Raw genomic sequence first — 17,982 nt, forward strand, 5'->3', positions numbered from 1 at the left:
GGATTCTACCGTTCTTTACCTTTTAAAATGTACTTCGATATCACCAATGTTCCGATAAAATTTAAAACGGAGTATGCGATTGCCAAATCCAGAAACATATCAGGTCTGCCGAATATGTACCCTATAAGGACTATGAGCACCACTGTCTTTGTTCCTATAAAACCTGAACCTATGATCCTGTCAAAGACTGTGGGACCGAAAACTGCCCTGTAAAGGGACATAAGAATCGTGATACAGAGAACTATAGCTGAGAAAACCATCAAATGGTGCATATCAGTCCTTAAAGATTCCCGCTACTTTCTCTTCAAGCTCTCCTGGAAGTTGCCCTGAGGCTTTTATATCTATTGCGTGAACATAAAGTACATTCTCCTCTATTTTAACAGTGATAGTTCCAGGCGTAAGGGTTATAGAGTTGGCGAAAGTCACAATAGGTAGGTCCTCTTTAAGTTTAGATCTGAACCTTACTATATGCGGGCTTATGAGATCCATCATCTTTGGGTGTAGGGCGAGTTTTATGATCTCGATATTCGCCAGAAATATGCTGTAGAGGAGATAGGGTATGTAGTTAATGAATCTTACGAATTCTTTTGCCTTTTTTTTGCCAGGCTTCTCTTTTAGGAAGAGATCCCCTGAGATGTAAAAGACGATAAGAACACTTAATATTCCAAGGCCCAAATGGTAGAGATCCACAAGTCCGGAAAGTGATATCCAAAACCCAAAAAGAAGAAGTATTGTTGCAAGGCTTCGCGCCACTTCTCGGATGCTCCGGACATACTTGAGGGAATTACAGTTTTAGGCTCATAACTATCATAAAGGAAATTTGTCTGTCAAGCCAGTCTCTCCTAGTTCCAAAGATCCTTTTCTTTTAGCAAGGTTGATAAAGGTGGAAAGTGGTGGTAAAAGAATAAAAGTTTATGCACTGTCTGAGGATCATAAGAAAGGTAACGGTTGCCTTCATAGGAACGATTGTTCTTCTCATAGGTATAGCAATGATAGTATTGCCTGGGCCAGCGTTTGTATTCATACCTTTAGGTTTGGCAATCCTCGCAAGTGAGTTCCCTTGGGCGAAAAAGCTCCTCAAAAAGTTAAAAAACAGGGTAAAAAGGTTAAAGATAGATCCGGAAAAAAATAAGCCAAAAGAGATAAGCGATCTTTTATCTTCCAAGATGGAAGATCGAGTCGATTAAATCTGCTTTCCGCTTAACATGGATTTGCGTTATAATCTAAGCTCCCAAGCGAATCTGTAAGGAGGCAGACTTGAGGACCATAGAAGAGATAAATGAAAAGATAAAACGGGGTAAGGTCGTCGTTGTGACCGCAGAAGAGATGGTTGAACTGGCTAAAGAAAAAGGGGTAAAAAAGGCTTCTCAGATTGTCGATGTTGTGACAACGGGAACCTTCGGTCCCATGTGCAGTACCGGAATGTTCATAAATCTTGGCCATTCGAGTCCGAGAATTAAACTTGGGGGAGGTAGATGCTTTTTAAATGACGTTCCCGCCTACACAGGTCTTGCGGCAGTCGACATATATATCGGAGCCACGGCTCTTCCTGATGAGGATCCCAGAAACTCAGTGTATCCTGGTCTATTCAGATACGGCGGTGGCCATGTAATAGAAGACTTTGTTGCGGGAAAAAACATAAAGCTCGTAGGATTTGCATATGGGACCGACTGCTATCCAAGAAGGCGGATAGAGACGTACATAAACAAGGACAACGTGAACGAGGCTTACCTTTATAATCCGAGGAACTGTTACCAGAACTACAATGTGGCCGTGAACCTCTCGAACCGGATTATCTACACGTATATGGGAGTCCTAAAACCGAACATGCAGAATGCGAACTACTGTAGTGCTGGTCAACTGTCTCCTCTACTTAAAGATCCAAATTACAGGACCATAGGCATAGGAACAAAAATATTCTTGGGTGGAGGAGTAGGGTTCGTTGTATGGCGTGGCACCCAACATAACCCAAATGTTCCGAGGGCGGAAAATGGAACTCCAAAAATGCCCGCTGGTACACTGGCAGTCATCGGGGATGCAAAGACGATGAACCCCAGGTATCTTAGAGGTGCAAGCTTTTTGGGATATGGTGCAACAATCTTCGTAGGAATAGGAATACCGATTCCAGTCCTTGACGAAGAGATGGCTTTCTACACATCCAGGGGCGACGACGAACTTTGGACCCAGGTTGTGGATTACGGGACTGACTACCCGGAAAATGTAAAAAGATCTTTGGGCGAAGTGAGTTACGCAGAGCTCAAATCAGGCGTGATAAAAGTTAACGGCAGAGACGTTCCTGCCTATCCCGTCTCCAGCTATCCTCTGGCAGTTGAGATAGCTCAGATACTCAAAAAATGGATCGAGGAGGGGAAATTCTATCTCACTAAGCCTGTTGAAAATCTTCCTGGGGTTGGGTCTGACATAAAAGTTTGTACCCTGGAAGAGGGAAGACTAAATATTCTGTGAGGTGAGCCGTGAGAATTTTAGAAGATTTGTACGTTTATCCGTGGATGTCCTTTACCGAAAACAACTGTAATACCGTATTTATCGATGGAAAGATTCCTGTTCTTGTCGATCCGGGTCACAAGCATCTTTTCAATCATGTGATCGAGGGTATGGCGAATGACGGAAAGGTTGTGGATAGCGTAAAGTTAATCATCTTAACACATGGCCACCCAGACCATTCGGAGGCAGCTGACCTTTTCGGAGACGATGTTATAAAAGCCATAAGCTTCGACGAGTTCGAGTACATCTCTAGAGAGGGAAAAGAGCTCTTTCTAGCCTCCGGTTCTCAACTACCGAAAAACAATTGGAAGATATTTTTAAAAGAAGGTAAGCTTAAAATCGGGGAAAAGACATTTAGAATAATAAGTACACCCGGACATTCTCCTGGCTCTATCTGCATTTACTGGGAGGAGAAACGACTTTTAATTTCCGGTGATACTGTCTTCTACATGGGTGTGGGAAGGTTTGACCTTCCAGGAGGAGATGAAGGGCTGTTAAAGGAAAGTATTCGTAAGCTTTCCAAACTTGATGTGGAATATCTTATTCCCGGTCACGGAGAAATACTGGCCGGCGCTAAAGTTATAAAGAAAAACTTCCGGATCATACTTGAGGAATTTTTTTGAGTGATTATAATATGATCAAAAGCGAAAAGGAGGGTTATTAGATGAACCACTTAAAAACATTCATTCTCATGACCGCACTGACGATTCTATTCGTCTTTGTTGGGAGTCTCATAGGGGGAAAAGAGGGAGCATACATAGCCTTCGCCATAGCTTTGGCAATGAACCTCATAAGCTACTGGTTCTCGGATAGGATCGTTCTTGCCATGTATGGGGCTAAAGAGGTATCCGAAAGAGAAGCTCCTGAGCTTTATAGAATCGTTTATAATTTGGCGCAGAAGGCAAATATTCCTGTCCCCAGAGTATACATAATAGAAAACGATAGTCCCAATGCCTTCGCGACAGGAAGGAACCCAGCAAATGGGGTTGTGGCTGTTACAACTGGCATACTGAGACTCCTAAATAGGGACGAACTCGAAGGAGTCCTCGCCCATGAGATCTCACATATAAAGCACAGGGATATTCTTGTTCAGACCATAGCGGCAACATTGGCCGGTGCTATTACCATGCTTGCTAATTTCGCGAGATTCACGGTGTTTTTCGGAGGCCGACCGTCTGAGGAAGAAGAAGGTGGAGGCGCTGGGAACGTTTTAGCACTCATAATCTTTTCAGTGATTGCAGCTTTCGCGGCCATGCTGATTCAGCTTGCAATCTCAAGATCGAGGGAATACTTAGCAGACGAAGGAGGAGCCAGGCTCTGTGGTAATCCGCTTTATCTCGCCTCTGCTTTGAGAAAGCTCGCTTTGGGAGTAGCAAGGGTCCCAATGGTCGATGCAAATCCATCGACAGCCCCCATGTTCATTGTTAACCCGTTACGGGGTGAGGCAATTCTCGCTCTTTTTAGCACGCATCCACCCATTGAAGAAAGGATAAGAAGACTGGAGGCCATGGCCTATCTCAGGTAATGGTCAGTCTCTTCCAAGGGACGAGCTAATCCGGATCATACAAAGGGTTGAAAAGGGATCTTTTCTGGATCAAGAGCTAGATAGTTATTTTTCCCGAAGTATTACTGACCAGTCGAAAAAATCCTTAATATACGACATAGCTGCGGGTGTTGTAAGGTGGAGACTTTATCTTGAGTGGTTAATTTCACTGTACGTCAAAAAAAGGACAAAGAAACAGTTAGAAATCCTCTTAAAGATAGCCCTTTATCAGCTCGAGTTCATGAGGAAACCATTCTATCACGTCATAAATGAGACGGTTTCCTTTGCAAAGTCGAAATGGGGGGATGAGATTGGAAACTTCGTAAATGCGGTTCTGAGAAACCACATGCGTACGAAGGACAGTTTGAATCCCCCTAATCTCTCGATAAAGTATTCATTTCCCGGATGGCTGGTTGCAAGGTGGGAGAAGAGGTTTAAGGAAGAGACGGCAACACTCCTTTTTTGTCTCAATAGACCTCTTAGGTTCGGTCTCAGGATAAACACAAAGCTCATATCTCAGAAAGAGGCCATTGATCTTTTGAACAGAAAAGGCATTTCCGTTGAGAAAGGTAAATATCTTAACTACGCTCTATACACAAAAAAGCTTATGCCCCTTCTTCAGGATGACCTTTTCAAGGAAGGGTTCATCTATGTTCAGGACGAGGCTTCCCAGCTTTCAGTGGAAGCAATGAATTTGGCCGGTGGGGAGCTTGTACTCGATGCGTGTTGTGGTTACGGCACAAAGACGAGACAAATTTTAGACTTATGGGGAAGCCGGTGTAAAGTGGTATGTATCGATAAGTCTAGAAACAAAGTGAAAAAAGTTTCAGATCGCGCACTCCGCGTAGTGGGAGATATTCTTGCCTTACCATTTAAACAGAATCTCTTTGACTCCATTCTTCTTGACGCTCCTTGTTCTTCTCTTGGAATCATTCACAAGCATCCGGAAATAAAGTGGCGTGTAGAAGAAGAAGACATTCAAAGATTAGCGGAAATTCAGCTTTCCCTCCTTGAGGCCCTCTGGGAAACACTAAAACCGGGAGGGAGTCTCGTATACAGTGTTTGCTCTTTCGAACCTGAAGAGACTTTTTGGGTTATAGAAAAGTTTCAGAAAAAATTAAATGCTAAACTTGTGAGGGCTCTTCCTTTTACGGAAGAACCATACTTCATATCTATACCCCATAAAAGCGGGATGGATGGTTTTTTCATTGCAAAGTTCAAAAAGATATGCGCTTAAAGGTGTTCCTGTATCTTATTGCCTTCTTTTCTATTTTCGCTATTTCCGTGTATCTAACAACGGGTATCCTTTTAAAATCGAAGAGGGAAGTTCTGTGCCCCGAGGTTCGAGGCCTTTATGTTTCTGAGGCAGAAAAAATCCTTGAAGATTTGGGTCTTATACTTGAGGTCTCCAAGTACGAAAAAAGGGACGATGTGGAAAGAGGGGTAATTGTGCGCCAAAGACCAGAACCGAACGTTCCGGTTAAGCTCGGAAGGAAGGTTTATGTCACCATCTCACTGGGACCTGAGCTCATATCAGTACCGGATTTGAGAGGCCTCTTTTTAGATGCTGCCGAAAATGTACTCAAAGATAACAAACTGAGTCTTTTAAGGGTGATTTTTGTGCCTAGCCATAAAGACGGTAAAGTGGTAGCTCAGATACCGGCGTACGGAGAAAAAATTAAGGAAAAAGGTGGGGTTGTCTTGATTGTGGGCAAAAGGCCTGACGATTTTTTCGTTGTACCTGATCTTAAAAGCTCCACGTTGGATGAACTCCTGGACGAACTTGATTCCAAAAAAATAGCTTTTAAAGTGGTCTCAATTAACGGAGATTCATTAGACGCAAGATGTACAATCACTAGCGAAAAAAAAGCAGGCTCCATATTGAGGCCAGGTGAGGTTTTAACATTTAATGTCAAATGTGGAGGCTGAGATGCAAGGGGTACTTATTGCAGCATCTTTGCTTTCCTGCGATTTTTTGAATCTAGAAAAGGAAATCCGACAAGTGGACGAGGCAGGGTGCGATATCATCCATGTGGATGTTATGGATGGCCATTTTGTTCCAAATCTCACCATCGGACCAATGATCGTGGAAGCCATAAGGAAAGTGACGAAAAAACCTTTGGACTGTCATCTTATGGTGAAGAACCCCGCATCGATGGTTCGGGATTTCATTGAGGCCGGTGCTGACATAGTAACGGTCCATATAGAGGCAGAGGAGCACATTCTGCGGACGATCGATTTTATCAAAAAGGCTGGCAAAAAGGCGGGTGTCACATTAAATCCTGGAACTAGTCTCTCTTTGGTTGAAGAGGTCATTCCTTATATAGACCTTCTTCTTATCATGACAGTAAATCCGGGTTTTGGCGGCCAGACATTTATACCCTCCATGTACGAGAAGATAAGAAGGGCTAAATCCATGATAAGAGAAAAAAAGGAAGAAGTCCTCCTCGAAGTGGACGGGGGGGTCAAGGCTTCCAACGCGAAACTCCTTGTTGAATTGGGAGCAGACATACTCGTTATGGGTACAGAGATCTTTAAAAGCAAAGACTATAAAAAGAAGATAGAGGAGATAAGAGAGATTGTGGCAAAGTAAAAGGCAAAAAAAATTAGCTCAAAAAAAGGAGCTTGAGACTCTAAGAAGGGAGATTCAAAAAGAAGAACTAGAAAAGCTCCTTCCAAAGACGAACCTCAAATACGAAAAAGACAAAACCTTACTTGTAGAAATACCTTTTCTCAGTGAGAAAGTAGCAGTAGAAATACCGTCTTTACTATTCAAAAAAGAAGGAACACGAACTATGGAAATGCCTTCAAAGATAATCCTCCTTAAATATCTTAAAAATTTAGGAGCCTTGGTTAGCCTATGCGAATTATCAAACTTGAGAAAACTGACCTTTTTTAACGAGGGAGTGAAAAGAAGCGTTGAAAAGGCATTCGGTAACGATCTAGATCTTTTTATAAAATGTGCCCTGTCTCTCGGTGGCCAAATCTCAAAAGATCCTTGGCATTTTGTCACTTTTTCAGTACTACCGGGTGTAAAACTCCTTATGAGGCTATCCGAGGCAAATGAGGAAAAACCGGCAAACTTGGAAGTCTACGTCCCAGAGACACTCTTTGGCATTTTTTCACCCGAAGAAATCAACTATTTGGCGAAGTACACTTTAAGGAAGCTCTTAAAAGAGGGGAAAAGGCTTGTATCAGAAGACTCTTTTTAGGAGTTCTCTCGCTATTATCGCCTTTTCCACCTCTTTTGAACCCTCGTATATCTCAACTATCTTTGCGTCTCTATAGAAGCGCTGGATGTCGTAATCTGCGATGTAACCGTAACCGCCGTGCAACTGGAGGGCCTCATTTGTGACATACACACCCACTTCCCCACCGTACCACTTTGCCATCGATATTAGCATGGGGTCGATCTTTCCGTGGTCAAGAAGATACGCCGCTCTCCAATAAAGACATCTTGCAGCCTCTATTTTTGTCGCCATCTCGGCGAGCTTAAACTGAACACCCTGAAGTTCAGCCAAAGTCTTGCCAAATGCTTTTCTTCTCTTTACATGATTTATGGCCATTTCCAAAGCTCCCTGCGCAACCCCAACACCTTGAGCCGCAACGTGTAGTCTTGTTCTATTGAAGAAGTCCATAAGCTGGTAGAATCCATAGCCCTCCTTACCGATAAGATTCGTCACTGGCACCTCCACATCCGTAAGCTTTATTTCGGCTGTATTTGAAGCCCTGATCCCCAACTTACCTTTGATCTTTTGGGCCTCAAATCCCTTTCTTTCTGTCTCCACAAGTATTACACTGAACCTTCTGTGAGGGTCCTTTTCTTCCGCCTGGGTAATGCAGAAAATAAGGATGTAATTGGCAACGCACCCATTCGTTATGAACATTTTAGTCCCATTTATTATGTACCTGTCACCCCGTTTTTCTGCCCTCGTTTTTATCGACACCACGTCGCTACCAGCGTCCGGCTCTGTTATACCGAATCCCATAATCGCATCCCCTCTGACGAGCGGAGGAAGATACGTTCGCTTTTGTTCTTCTGTCCCATACTGCTGTATCATCTCCGCCCCGAACGTACAAGACAAAATCGCCTGACCACAGCCCGGGTCCACCCTCCAAAACTCCTCCGTTATCAGAGAATGTTCAAGAAAGCCAAGTCCGTGGCCACCGTATTCTTCTTTAATGAAAGTTCCAACGAATCCATGTTCACACGCTTTCTTATGAAGTGAAAAATCAAACTCTTCTGTTTCATCAAAATACTTTGCTTTTTCTTTGAACTCCCCCTCAGCAAATTCTCTTGCTGCTTTTTTTATGTCTTTTTGCAGATCAGTAAGATCCATGAGCATCCCTCCGGAATCAAGCGTGAAATTTTATGTGCAAAATGTCACCATCTTTTACTACGTAGTCTCTTCCCTCTATATGGACATAACCTTTTTCTTTAGCCTCCTTTTCTGATCCGGTTTTTAAAAAATCTTCGTACGATAGAACCTCAGCCTTTATAAATCCTCTTTCCATGTCTGAATGGATCTTTCTTGCCGCCTCAGAGCAACGTGTTCCTTGTCTTACAGCCCATGCCCTCACTTCCTTTCCCACAATCGTATAAAAAGTGATGAGTCCCAGTACACTATAAGCGGTCCTTATTATTTTTAGGGCTCCTACTTCTTTAAGTCCGTACATCTCCATGTACACTTTCTTTTCGTCTTTGGGTAATGAGGCTAGTTCTTCTTCAAGCCTTCCACATATGTAAACCACGGTTGTTCCCCTTTTTTTTGCGTAAGCTTCCAGTTCGTCAAAAGGAGTAAAGTTTAGAGAATCCTCATCTATGTTCGCAACGTAAAAGAATGGTTTGGAACTCAAAAGATTTAAGGGTTTGAGAATCGACAATTCCTCTTCGTCAAAGTTGGACATGTCTATGAAGGTATTACGCTCAAGCAAGGACTTTACTCTCAATAGAAGGGTCATTTCTTTTTTCTGTTTCTCACCAGAGATCTTTGAAATCCGCTCCAGTTTTCTTATTCTATCCTCTATAACTTCCAGGTCCGAAATCACTAGTTCCGTTTCTACTATCTCGATGTCTCTTATGGGGTCTACGCTTCCATACATATGCGTCACATCTTTCCTGTGGAAGCACCTTACCACATGGGCCAAAGCATCGACGCTTCTTATATGAGACAGAAATTTATTTCCCAGGCCTTCCCCCTTATGGGCATCCTTTATCAGACCTGCCACGTCAAAGAATTCCATCGTTGTGGCTGTTACTCGTTCAGGTTTTAAAATGGAGGCAAGCTTATCTAATCTCTCATCGGGTACAGACACTATACCAACATTTGGCTCAATGGTGCAGAAAGGATACGGCTCGTTAGGAGCAGAAAGACCCGTAATCGCGTTAAATATTGTTGTCTTTCCAGAATTTGGCAATCCGATTATACCGCACGTAACTCCCATTTTCTCATATACTCCATTTTCTGTTAAATATGCTCATGGCCTTTGCCCTTCCCTCCCTTATTACAGTTTCAACTGCCATGGCTGCCCTTTCTAGTATCTCCGGGAGGATCTTCCTTTCCTCCTCCGTGAAGGGGGAAAGCACGTACTCTTCTGGAGGCTCATTTTTAGGCCTCCCGATGCCCACTTTTACTCTTAGAAATTCTTTTGTGCCGATATGTTCTATAACTGACCTGACCCCCCTGTGTCCTCCATCCCCTCCATCCCATTTTATTTTAAGTTCACCGAACTTTAGGTCCATATCGTCATGAACCAAAACTAGACTTTCATTCGTTAAACCTAACTTCCTAAGGAGACGCACAATCGGTCCCCCTGAAAGGTTCATAAAGCTTTGAGGTTTGGCAAGTATTACTTCATCGGAAATCCCGATGAGGCAAGATTCAAGGACTCTATCGAGAGACACTTTGAATTTTTCTGAAAGTTTTTCGATCACGAAGTATCCGGTATTATGCCTGGTATTTCTTAGGGTTAAATCACTATTTCCCAGCCCGCATACCAAAAGCACAAAAAAATCAATCCTCTTCTTTCTCTTTTCTCTCCCTTTCTATCTTTTCAGGTTCTTCTGCTTCTGCAGCAGGAATAGCTTCTTCTACGGTTGGAGGAACTATTGTGACAAGTGCAACTTCTAAGTTTCCAAGTATTCGCACACCGGGTATTTGTATCTCGTTTAAATGTATAGAATCTCCGATATCGAGATTGGATATGTCGACATCTATCCTTTCTGGGATCTGGCCTGGCAAACACTCGATTAAGACAGTATGAAGGTGTTGTTCAATGACCCCACCTTTTTTAGCACCTATCGAATCACCAACCAGATGGATACCAACTTCGACTTCCACTGGCCTCTCCATAGAGATCTGCAAAAAATCTATGTGGAGAACCTTATCTCCCAAATAATCCCGCTGAATCTCTTTCACCATAACCGGTCTTTCTTCATAACCGTCGCCACTTTTGAGCCTAAGTGTGGCTATGGTTGTTCTTTTGAGATTCCTGTGAAATCTGTTCCATTCCCTTAAATCAACAGAAATAGGAATGGGCTCTATATCTTTCCCGTAAACTATAGCAGGGATCTTATTATTTGCCCGAAGTCTCCTCGCTGCAGATTTTCCGGTAATCGACCTTCTTTCCGCATTGATATAAATTCCATCCATAGTAACCTCCAAACTTTCGCCTATACAAAAAGGGAACTTACTGATTCGTCATTGTGGATCCGTTTTATGGCCTCCCCAAGTAATGGTGCCACATCCAAAACTTTTATTTTATCCACCGCTTTCGCCTCTTCAGAAAGTGGGATCGTATTAGTCACTATAAGCTCCTTAAGGGGCGACTCTTTTATCCTTTTCACAGCTGACCCAGAAAGGACAGGATGAGTACATGAGGCAAGGACACTTAAAGCTCCGTTATTCATGATTGCTTCTGCCGCCTGAACTATGGTTCCTCCTGTATCTATTATGTCATCTATGAGGATTGCCGTTTTCCCTTTCACATCGCCAACGAGATGCATGACTTTCGATACGTTTTCTCTCTCCCTCCTTTTATCTATTATAGCTATCGAGGCATCCAACCTTTTTGCAAGCTCCCTTGCCCTTTCTACCCCTCCGGAATCGGGTGCCACAACCACAGCATTTCCCTTCAGACTTTTTAAATACTCAAGTTGAACTGGCAAAGCGTAAAGATGGTCCACAGGGATGTCAAAGAATCCCTGGATCTGCCCCGCATGAAGATCCATAGTCAGAATTCTTGAAGCTCCTGCTACAGTAATTAGATTGGCAACTAGTCTTGCGCTGATTGCGGTTCTGGGAACAACCTTTCTGTCCTGTCTTGCGTATCCGTAGTAGGGAATCACGACAGTTATTCTCTGAGCCGAGGCCCTCTTTAGCGCATCAACCATAAGCAGAAGCTCCATCAGATTGTGATTGACCGGGGGGCATGTCGGCTGGACAACAAACGTATCCATGCCTCGAACACTTTCCTCTATAACGACATTTACTTCCCCATCACTGAAAGTCGTGACTTTCGCCCTACCCATTTCTACGCCCAAATAGGCACAGATCCTTATCGCAAGATCACGGTTTGCATTCCCCGAAAATATTTTCAATTTGTCAACCATTTATTCCCCCGTAAAAAGCTGGGGCGGGAGGATTCGAACCTCCGAATGCGGGCTCCAAAGGCCCGTGTCTTACCGCTTGACGACGCCCCAAATGTCTATCTTTTTCTTTTGGAAAGTCTCTGTCTGTAGTTAAGCGGGAATACCGCTTCCGTGATAGTATTATGCACCCTTTTCCGAATAAAAATCACAAAAAGAGCACTATATTTGTCTTCGCCCATGATCCCGCCTTTCCGAAATAGACTTCTGTGAAGAGCTTTTTTTAAAATCAATCGTTTGTGCTTCTTGCAACAAAGACATTCCCAAAGGATAAAAGATTTTTCGCAGCCCTCTCCGCACTCTCTCTGTCCTCAAAACATCCAAAAACGGAGGATCCTGAACCTGTCATAGAGACACCTTTGGCTCCCTGAAGTTTTAGCATGTCTTTTATGACCTTTATCGTAGGACATAGTATCGATGCTACCTCTTCTAAATCGTTTCTCAGGATGCTTGCCACTTCGTCTAATGACTTAATATCGCTTCTCAATTTAATATCATTTTCCCCTTTTGTCAACACGATTTTAAGCCTTCCATAGACTTCCTTAGTTGAAAGTTCTACCTTTGGATAGACTATCACGTACCATATTTTAGGAAGACTCGCAGGTTCGATCCTATCTCCTATGCCTTTCACTATACAAGGTTTTCCATAAATAAAAAGGGGGACATCTGCACCAATTAAAGTTCCAATCCTTAAAAGATCCTTCTCTGAAAGCTTAAGATCCCACAGGGATGAAAGGGCCTTGATTACCGTTGCGGCGTTACTACTTGCCCCCCCAAGCCCGCTCCCAAGTGGAATCCTCTTTTCGACCTCTACAAATATACCCCTTTTTATCCCCGTAAACTTTCTTACCAAATCGATCGCTTTGTATATAGTGTTTGTAGTTGTTTCGGGCATATGGCCACTTATTCTTTTTACGACCACATTTTCATCATCCGTCTCTTTTATGCGAATTACATCATATAAAGAAACTATGTCCACAAGACTCATTATTTCATGATAGCCATCCTCTCGTTTTCTTAGCACCCTAAGGACTAGATTTATCTTGGCAGGAGAGAGAAAGCACCTTTTGCTATCCATCAAACGACTATCTCTATCCTATAATCATCAAAAGCTAAATCAGGCCTCGTATAGACGTTTATCTTTTTGCCATACTTGGACTCGAGAAACTCTATGGCCTCTTTTTCTTCCTCATATACGAGGTTTGCAAGCTCAAAAGAGAGATAAACGTTTAGAGATTTAGCATCTCTTCTTTTGCAGAAGTATTTGAGCTCCCTCAGAAGGGAATAGCAAACGGAATGTGCCGAGTTTACGAACCCAGCGCCCTCGCAATGGGGGCACGGGTCAAGTAGCATTCCTATAACATCGTTGCCCGTTCTTTTTCGTGTAAGTTGAACCAGACCAATCTCACTTATTGGATACACGGTCGTTTTAATCCTGTCCTTTTTTAGAGCTTCGCAGAGAGTGTTGAAAACGAGTTCTCTCGATTCCTTCCTTTCCATGTCTATGAAGTCTATGACGATTATTCCCCCTATGTTTCGGAGCCTTATCTGATAGGCGATTTCCTTGGCAGCTTCCAAGTTAGTTCTAAGGATTGTGTCTTCGAGATCCTTTTTCCCCAAGTATTTGCCCGTGTTAACGTCAATCACTGTTAATGCCTCGGTATAATCAAAGACAATATAGCCACCTGACTTGAGATACACTCTTTTTTGCTTGATCTTACCAATCTCCATCTCAATTCCCATTGCCTCGAAAACCGGTTCATCCCCGTCGTAAGGAATCACCTCGCATTCGAGATCTGGAAGGTAAGACTTAAGAAAATCTTTAACCGCGGTGTAAAGGGAAAGGTCATCAATCACAATCTTACGGAGATTATGGCCATATAGGTCCCTTATTACCCTGAAGACAAGCCCCATATCCTCATAAAGAAGCTTAGGTGCATGAACTTTTTCCGCTTTTTCGACTACACCCTTCCATATCCGCATAAGGAAATTTAGATCTTCCTCCAGATCTTCCTTGCTTTTTCCTTCAGAGGCAGTTCTAGCAATGAGACCAAAGCCCCTGGGACATATTTCTTTCAGAAGCTGATAAAGTCTTTTTTTTTCACTCTCGTTCTGTATCCTCCTTGAGACACCGATATGAGTGGATGCTGGCATAAGAACCAAAAGTCTTCCTGGCAAAGTTATCTTCGATGTCACCCTGGTTCCCTTGTTCCCAAAAGGTCCGCGAGATACTTGAACCATTAGCTCCTGTCCTTCCTCAAGGACCCCCTCTATTCTATCTTTTTGGTCTGCGACGTAACTGGTATCCTCAAATTCTTCGTATGTCCCAGGGTCAATAACTACATCTTTCACGTAAAGGAATGAAGGTCTTTCGAGTCCTATATCAACAAAAGCCGCATCCATTCCAGGAAGAACCTTAGTTACTTTCCCCTTGTAAATGTTACCTATGATCCCTTTCTCATTCTTCCTTTCTATAAAGAACTCCACGAGTGTCCCATTTTCAAGGAGGGCAATCCTTGTCTCACTGAACGTGACATTTATGATCAGTTCGGAAAGCACGTACCTTCTCCTCTCTAATCTTTATTACCCTTTCCAATCCTTCGCTTCTTAAGAGTTCCTTTAAATTTCTCCCCTCAAATAAGAAAAAGATTTTCCCATTTCTTTCCTTTAACGGAGTGAGGTTTTTCCCATTCAAATCCCTCTTTCCGACAACGAGAACTGTCACCGGCAATTGAGACGGAAAGTCACCTCGGAATATCTCAAAAACCTTCATACCTTTTGGTAATGCAAGATTGATATCCGAGAGAACACGTTTAAGATCGTAATCTAGGTTCATGACTTCTGCTGTTAAATACTCACAGGTACTCTCAATTCCTAATGGGATTGCCTCTGACACGGATATCTTTGGCAAAGGATGATATTTACCGTGGTACTTAAAAACTAACCCCGAAACTCTCATGGCTCTAATTAGACATCTTACGGTATCGAGATGCCCTATGTATCTTGACCTTCCCAGTTTTCCGAACCGCAGCGTAATTTTTGTTGTGCCTAGGCTCTCCAAAGCTGGGATGGATTGCAGACACTCTTTGGATTCTTTTGGTTTGACTTTTATTCTTTTAATGCAGGATATACCACAGGAAGAACAGCTGTTTTGGCAGGCAACGGTCATTGTCCCTAATTTGGCTCTTTCTTTTTCTTCCAAAAGAAACTTCCTTTCGACTCCCGAGTCGATGAAGTCCCACGGGAGAGGGTCAGTCTCTTTTCTCCCACCTAGATACGATTTCATATCGAGACTTTCCATGGCGAACCATTCGACGTATTTTTGAAAATCGAAAAACTCTCGCCACGCTTCAAACTTGACGTTTTTCTCTCTAAGATAAACAAAGAGGTCTGCGATCCTTCGATCGCCCCTAGAGATGATGGCCTCGGCCATAGCCTGCCTGATGTCTCTATATTTGAGTTTTACATTTTTCGTCCTAAGGATACCTTTTATAAAAGTTACTTTTTCTTTTAGGGTTTTCTCATCATCCATGCCAAAATATTGAAAAGGAGTGTGAGGTTTCGGGATAAAGGGCGAGAGAGCTACGTGGACGTCAATCCCTTCTCTGATTATAGGCTCAAGAAAAATCTTAAGCTCTGCCAGGTCTTCTTCGGTTTCATAGGGCAAGCCAATCATCATATACACCTTAAGATGTCTCCATCCGCATCTTTTCAAAAGAGAAATCTGTCTATGCAAGGCCTCCACATCGATGTCCTTATTTATTATGCTTCTTAACCTCTCGGAGGGAGTCTCTAAAGCAAAAGTAAAACCTGTTCTCGATATGCTTCCTATAAGTTCGATCTCTTTTTGTGAGAGTGTACCGATCCTTATGGAAGGCAAAGAGACGGAAACTCCGGGATGACACTCCTTTATGTACCTTATGAGCTCAAAAAGCTCCGGATGGTCTCCGGAACTTAATGACAGAAAAGAAACTTCCTCGTATCCAGTCGCTTTTAAAGCTTGATCTATTATACCTTTAAGAGACTCCAAACTCCTCTCCCTATAAGGCCTGTAGACGTAGCCCGCAAGACAAAAACGGCAGCCATTTCCGCACCCTCTCGAAATCTCTATATTTAGCCTGTCATGGATACTACCAACGGTGGGGATAGGCGGCCGCACAGGATGAAAAGAATCATTTAGATTCTTAACGTACACTCTTTTTACTCTAGTTTTTGGAAATAATGGCGAGTAGACACCTTCCATCCTTGATAGTTCTTTTAAAGTCTCATACCTATTTTGCCCTTTTAACTCCTTAAGTCTCTCTAAAAGTTCTGTGAGGATCGCCTCACCTTCTCCGATTACGATTAGGTCAAAGAAAGGTTCATAGGGACATGGGTTCATCATGACAGGCCCGCCACCTAGGACAATCGGCCCTTTCTCTCTTTTTTCGGCAAATTTCTCAATGCCTCCGAGCTCCATCATGTATAGAACGTTTGTGAAGTTAAGCTCATAAGTCAGGGAAAAACCAACAACGTCCATCTCGAAAAGGGGAGTTTTCGACTCAAGGGTTACAAGTTTTCTTGTGGATGCCCCAATATACTCGCCCATATCAGCCCAGGGGGCAAAACATCTCTCACACCACACATCTTCGAACTTATTCATAAATTCGTAGAGGAGAAAATATCCGTAGTAAGACATTCCGATCTCATATATGTCGGGATAGCAAAGAGCCACCCTGAGTTTTACCTTTCTGGGATCCTTAAAAACTGCATTCTTTTCGATGCCTAGGTACCTTGCGGGCTTTGAGATAGAAAAAGGAATATGATTCTCAGTAGCCATACTCTTTCATTATCTTCATTAAGTCTTCCCTGACCATCTCCTCTATTCTTTCGAGCGATTCTTTGCTTTGTGCCTCAAATCTTAAGACTATTACTGGTTGTGTGTTAGATGGCCTTGCAAGGCCCCAACCATCTTTAAAAACGACTCTTACACCATCGATGTCTATCGTTTCAAACTTCTCCCTGTAGAGCTCCTTGAGACGCTCAATTACGGAAAACTTGATTTCGTCAGGACAGTCGATCCTTATTTCAGGAGTAGCATACATTTTTGGAAGATCTGACAAAAGTTCAGACAAGGGTCTTCCCTCTTTCTCAAGCACTTCCAAAAGTCTCAGGGACGCGTATATTGCATCGTCGTAGCCGAAATACCTGTCAGCAAAAAAAAGGTGTCCACTCATCTCACCGGCAAGGACTGCGCCACTCTCCTGCATCTTCTGCTTTATTAAGGAATGGCCGGCCTTCCACATAATAGCTTTGCCTCCGTGTCTTTCTATATCTGCAAATAGGTTACTTGAGCACTTTACTTCAGACACAAAATAAGCTCCTTTTTTTTCTTTTAAGATATCCCTCGCAAAAATAATCATCAAATAGTCTCCCCAGATGATATTTCCTCTCTCATCAACAACACCGATCCTGTCCGCGTCTCCATCGAACCCTATCCCACAATCTGCACCCTTTTCCACCACTGTCTTTTTCAAAGTCTCCATGTAGCTTTCTATCGTGGGATCTGGGAAATGGTTTGGGAATCTGCCGTCCATTTCGCAAAAGAGTTCGATTACTTCCTGACCAAACTCCTTCATAATGGGGCACGCGACGTATCCACCAGTTCCATTTCCAGCATCAACTACAACTTTAAATCTTTTCGATAACTTTATGTTTTTCCTCATGAAATCTTGATAATCATCAATGATTTTTTCGTATGTTGTCAAAGTTCCCTCTCCCTTTACGAACCTCTTTTCATCTATTATCTGGCCAATGTATTTTATCTTTTCCCCAAATATGGTCGATTTCCCTAAAGCGATCTTAAAGCCATTGTATTCGGGAGGGTTATGGCTTCCTGTAACCATAATCCCACCTTCTACATCCAAGTTAAAGAGGGAAAAGTAAAAAACGGGTGTTGGGACCACCCCGAGATCGACAACTTCTAGACCACCTTCCACCATACCCCGTACCAGAAGGTCTCTATAGTGTTTTGATGTTAGCCTGCAATCCCTGCCGATAGAAGCCTTTTTTCTTTTTTCCTCTTGCATCAAAGTCGCAAAAGCCCTGCCTATGTAAAGGACTGTTTCATCAGTTAGGTCTTTCTCAACGTGACCTCTTATATCGTACTCTCGCAAAATTGCCTTATTCATAGGAAATCCTTCTTTCAGCCTTCGTTTTGGCTGAAGTTGGGGTACTTGTTATCCGCCTTTCTTGCCGTACCCAAGCCCCAACAGGCGGTATTTGGGTACCTCGAAATTATAGCACA

19 protein-coding genes and 1 tRNA gene are annotated in these 17,982 nt (G+C 43.0%); 8 read left to right on the forward strand and 12 right to left on the reverse strand.

Features of this window, described 5'->3' with window-relative positions; all coding sequences use genetic code 11:
• Positions 1-5: 5 nt before the first annotated feature.
• Together NZ583_07190 and NZ583_07195 are read right to left on the reverse strand one after the other, a co-directional pair.
• Positions 6-272 (reverse strand): monovalent cation/H+ antiporter complex subunit F, encoded by a 267-nt coding sequence (locus NZ583_07190; GenBank protein ID MCS7281394.1) that lies wholly within the window; start codon positions 270-272, stop codon positions 6-8.
• Between the two features lies 1 nt (position 273).
• The gene (locus NZ583_07195) at positions 274-753 is read right to left on the reverse strand and encodes a Na+/H+ antiporter subunit E (protein ID MCS7281395.1); all 480 of its coding nucleotides are present in this window, start codon (positions 751-753) and stop codon (positions 274-276) included.
• Between the two features lie 161 nt (positions 754-914).
• Here NZ583_07195 and NZ583_07200 point away from each other — a divergent pair, with 161 nt between their 5' ends.
• From NZ583_07200 to NZ583_07235, 8 genes are all read left to right on the forward strand, one after another.
• Positions 915-1,187: a PGPGW domain-containing protein gene (locus NZ583_07200; GenBank protein MCS7281396.1), complete on the forward strand. Its 273-nt coding sequence runs from the start codon at positions 915-917 to the stop codon at positions 1,185-1,187.
• A gap of 70 nt (positions 1,188-1,257) precedes the next feature.
• Complete coding sequence (locus NZ583_07205; GenBank protein MCS7281397.1) at positions 1,258-2,466, forward strand: homocysteine biosynthesis protein; 1,209 nt, start codon at positions 1,258-1,260, stop codon at positions 2,464-2,466.
• Between the two features lie 8 nt (positions 2,467-2,474).
• Entirely contained in the window at positions 2,475-3,128 is a 654-nt protein-coding gene (locus tag NZ583_07210) for an MBL fold metallo-hydrolase (GenBank protein ID MCS7281398.1), read from the forward strand.
• A 41-nt stretch (positions 3,129-3,169) separates the two neighbouring features.
• Entirely contained in the window at positions 3,170-4,030 is an 861-nt protein-coding gene (gene htpX, locus NZ583_07215) for a zinc metalloprotease HtpX (protein ID MCS7281399.1), read from the forward strand.
• A gap of 28 nt (positions 4,031-4,058) precedes the next feature.
• Positions 4,059-5,285, forward strand: coding sequence for a methyltransferase domain-containing protein (locus tag NZ583_07220; GenBank protein MCS7281400.1), 1,227 nt, complete (start codon positions 4,059-4,061; stop codon positions 5,283-5,285).
• A gap of 2 nt (positions 5,286-5,287) precedes the next feature.
• On the forward strand, positions 5,288-5,977 hold the full coding sequence (locus tag NZ583_07225; protein MCS7281401.1) for a PASTA domain-containing protein: 690 nt from the start codon (positions 5,288-5,290) through the stop codon (positions 5,975-5,977).
• Position 5,978: 1 nt separating this feature from the next.
• Entirely contained in the window at positions 5,979-6,641 is a 663-nt protein-coding gene (rpe, locus tag NZ583_07230) for a ribulose-phosphate 3-epimerase (protein MCS7281402.1), read from the forward strand.
• Positions 6,628-7,260, forward strand: coding sequence for a DUF3786 domain-containing protein (locus NZ583_07235; protein MCS7281403.1), 633 nt, complete (start codon positions 6,628-6,630; stop codon positions 7,258-7,260). Before rpe ends, NZ583_07235 begins: the two co-directional genes overlap by 14 nt.
• On the opposite strand, the gene NZ583_07240 is transcribed toward NZ583_07235, so the two are convergent.
• The 10 genes from NZ583_07240 to NZ583_07285 all read right to left on the reverse strand — a co-directional run bounded on the left by NZ583_07240 (position 7,243) and on the right by NZ583_07285 (position 17,866).
• Positions 7,243-8,394 (reverse strand): acyl-CoA/acyl-ACP dehydrogenase, encoded by a 1,152-nt coding sequence (locus tag NZ583_07240; GenBank protein MCS7281404.1) that lies wholly within the window; start codon positions 8,392-8,394, stop codon positions 7,243-7,245. The genes NZ583_07235 and NZ583_07240 overlap by 18 nt on opposite strands.
• A gap of 10 nt (positions 8,395-8,404) precedes the next feature.
• A complete protein-coding gene (gene ychF / locus NZ583_07245) occupies positions 8,405-9,493 on the reverse strand; it encodes a redox-regulated ATPase YchF (protein ID MCS7281405.1) in 1,089 nt (362 codons plus the stop codon).
• 4 nt (positions 9,494-9,497) lie between these two features.
• Positions 9,498-10,055, reverse strand: coding sequence for an aminoacyl-tRNA hydrolase (gene pth / locus NZ583_07250; protein MCS7281406.1), 558 nt, complete (start codon positions 10,053-10,055; stop codon positions 9,498-9,500).
• Between the two features lie 7 nt (positions 10,056-10,062).
• Entirely contained in the window at positions 10,063-10,701 is a 639-nt protein-coding gene (locus tag NZ583_07255; GenBank protein MCS7281407.1) for a 50S ribosomal protein L25, read from the reverse strand.
• A 20-nt stretch (positions 10,702-10,721) separates the two neighbouring features.
• Positions 10,722-11,660 (reverse strand): ribose-phosphate pyrophosphokinase, encoded by a 939-nt coding sequence (locus NZ583_07260; GenBank protein ID MCS7281408.1) that lies wholly within the window; start codon positions 11,658-11,660, stop codon positions 10,722-10,724.
• Positions 11,661-11,678: 18 nt separating this feature from the next.
• Positions 11,679-11,750: transfer RNA gene (locus NZ583_07265), tRNA-Gln, on the reverse strand.
• Between the two features lie 175 nt (positions 11,751-11,925).
• Positions 11,926-12,774, reverse strand: a complete 849-nt coding sequence (gene ispE, locus NZ583_07270) for a 4-(cytidine 5'-diphospho)-2-C-methyl-D-erythritol kinase (GenBank protein ID MCS7281409.1) — start codon at positions 12,772-12,774, stop codon at positions 11,926-11,928.
• Positions 12,774-14,255, reverse strand: a complete 1,482-nt coding sequence (locus NZ583_07275) for an Rne/Rng family ribonuclease (GenBank protein MCS7281410.1) — start codon at positions 14,253-14,255, stop codon at positions 12,774-12,776. Before NZ583_07275 ends, ispE begins: the two co-directional genes overlap by 1 nt.
• Entirely contained in the window at positions 14,218-16,515 is a 2,298-nt protein-coding gene (locus NZ583_07280; GenBank protein MCS7281411.1) for a TIGR03936 family radical SAM-associated protein, read from the reverse strand. Before NZ583_07280 ends, NZ583_07275 begins: the two co-directional genes overlap by 38 nt.
• On the reverse strand, positions 16,505-17,866 hold the full coding sequence (locus NZ583_07285; protein MCS7281412.1) for a phosphomannomutase/phosphoglucomutase: 1,362 nt from the start codon (positions 17,864-17,866) through the stop codon (positions 16,505-16,507). The genes NZ583_07280 and NZ583_07285 overlap by 11 nt, the downstream gene beginning before the upstream one ends.
• Between the last annotated feature and the right edge of the window lie 116 nt (positions 17,867-17,982).

It is taken from the genome of Thermodesulfobacteriota bacterium (assembly GCA_025062045.1).
Lineage (GTDB): Bacteria > Desulfobacterota > Syntrophorhabdia > Syntrophorhabdales > JANXAF01 > JANXAF01.

What these genes read in the sequence shown, in the direction of transcription:
- NZ583_07280 (MCS7281411.1), bottom strand. Translation starts at nt 16,515, where the DNA reads ATGGCTACTGAGAATCATATTCCTTTTTCTATCTCAAAGCCCGCAAGG.
- ispE (MCS7281409.1), bottom strand. Translation starts at nt 12,774, where the DNA reads ATGGATAGCAAAAGGTGCTTTCTCTCTCCTGCCAAGATAAATCTAGTC.
- ychF (MCS7281405.1), bottom strand. Translation starts at nt 9,493, where the DNA reads ATGGGAGTTACGTGCGGTATAATCGGATTGCCAAATTCTGGAAAGACA.
- NZ583_07190 (MCS7281394.1), bottom strand. Translation starts at nt 272, where the DNA reads ATGCACCATTTGATGGTTTTCTCAGCTATAGTTCTCTGTATCACGATT.
- NZ583_07255 (MCS7281407.1), bottom strand. Translation starts at nt 10,701, where the DNA reads ATGGATGGAATTTATATCAATGCGGAAAGAAGGTCGATTACCGGAAAA.
- NZ583_07260 (MCS7281408.1), bottom strand. Translation starts at nt 11,660, where the DNA reads ATGGTTGACAAATTGAAAATATTTTCGGGGAATGCAAACCGTGATCTT.
- NZ583_07285 (MCS7281412.1), bottom strand. Translation starts at nt 17,866, where the DNA reads ATGAATAAGGCAATTTTGCGAGAGTACGATATAAGAGGTCACGTTGAG.
- NZ583_07240 (MCS7281404.1), bottom strand. Translation starts at nt 8,394, where the DNA reads ATGCTCATGGATCTTACTGATCTGCAAAAAGACATAAAAAAAGCAGCA.
- htpX (MCS7281399.1), top strand. Translation starts at nt 3,170, where the DNA reads ATGAACCACTTAAAAACATTCATTCTCATGACCGCACTGACGATTCTA.
- NZ583_07200 (MCS7281396.1), top strand. Translation starts at nt 915, where the DNA reads ATGCACTGTCTGAGGATCATAAGAAAGGTAACGGTTGCCTTCATAGGA.
- rpe (MCS7281402.1), top strand. Translation starts at nt 5,979, where the DNA reads ATGCAAGGGGTACTTATTGCAGCATCTTTGCTTTCCTGCGATTTTTTG.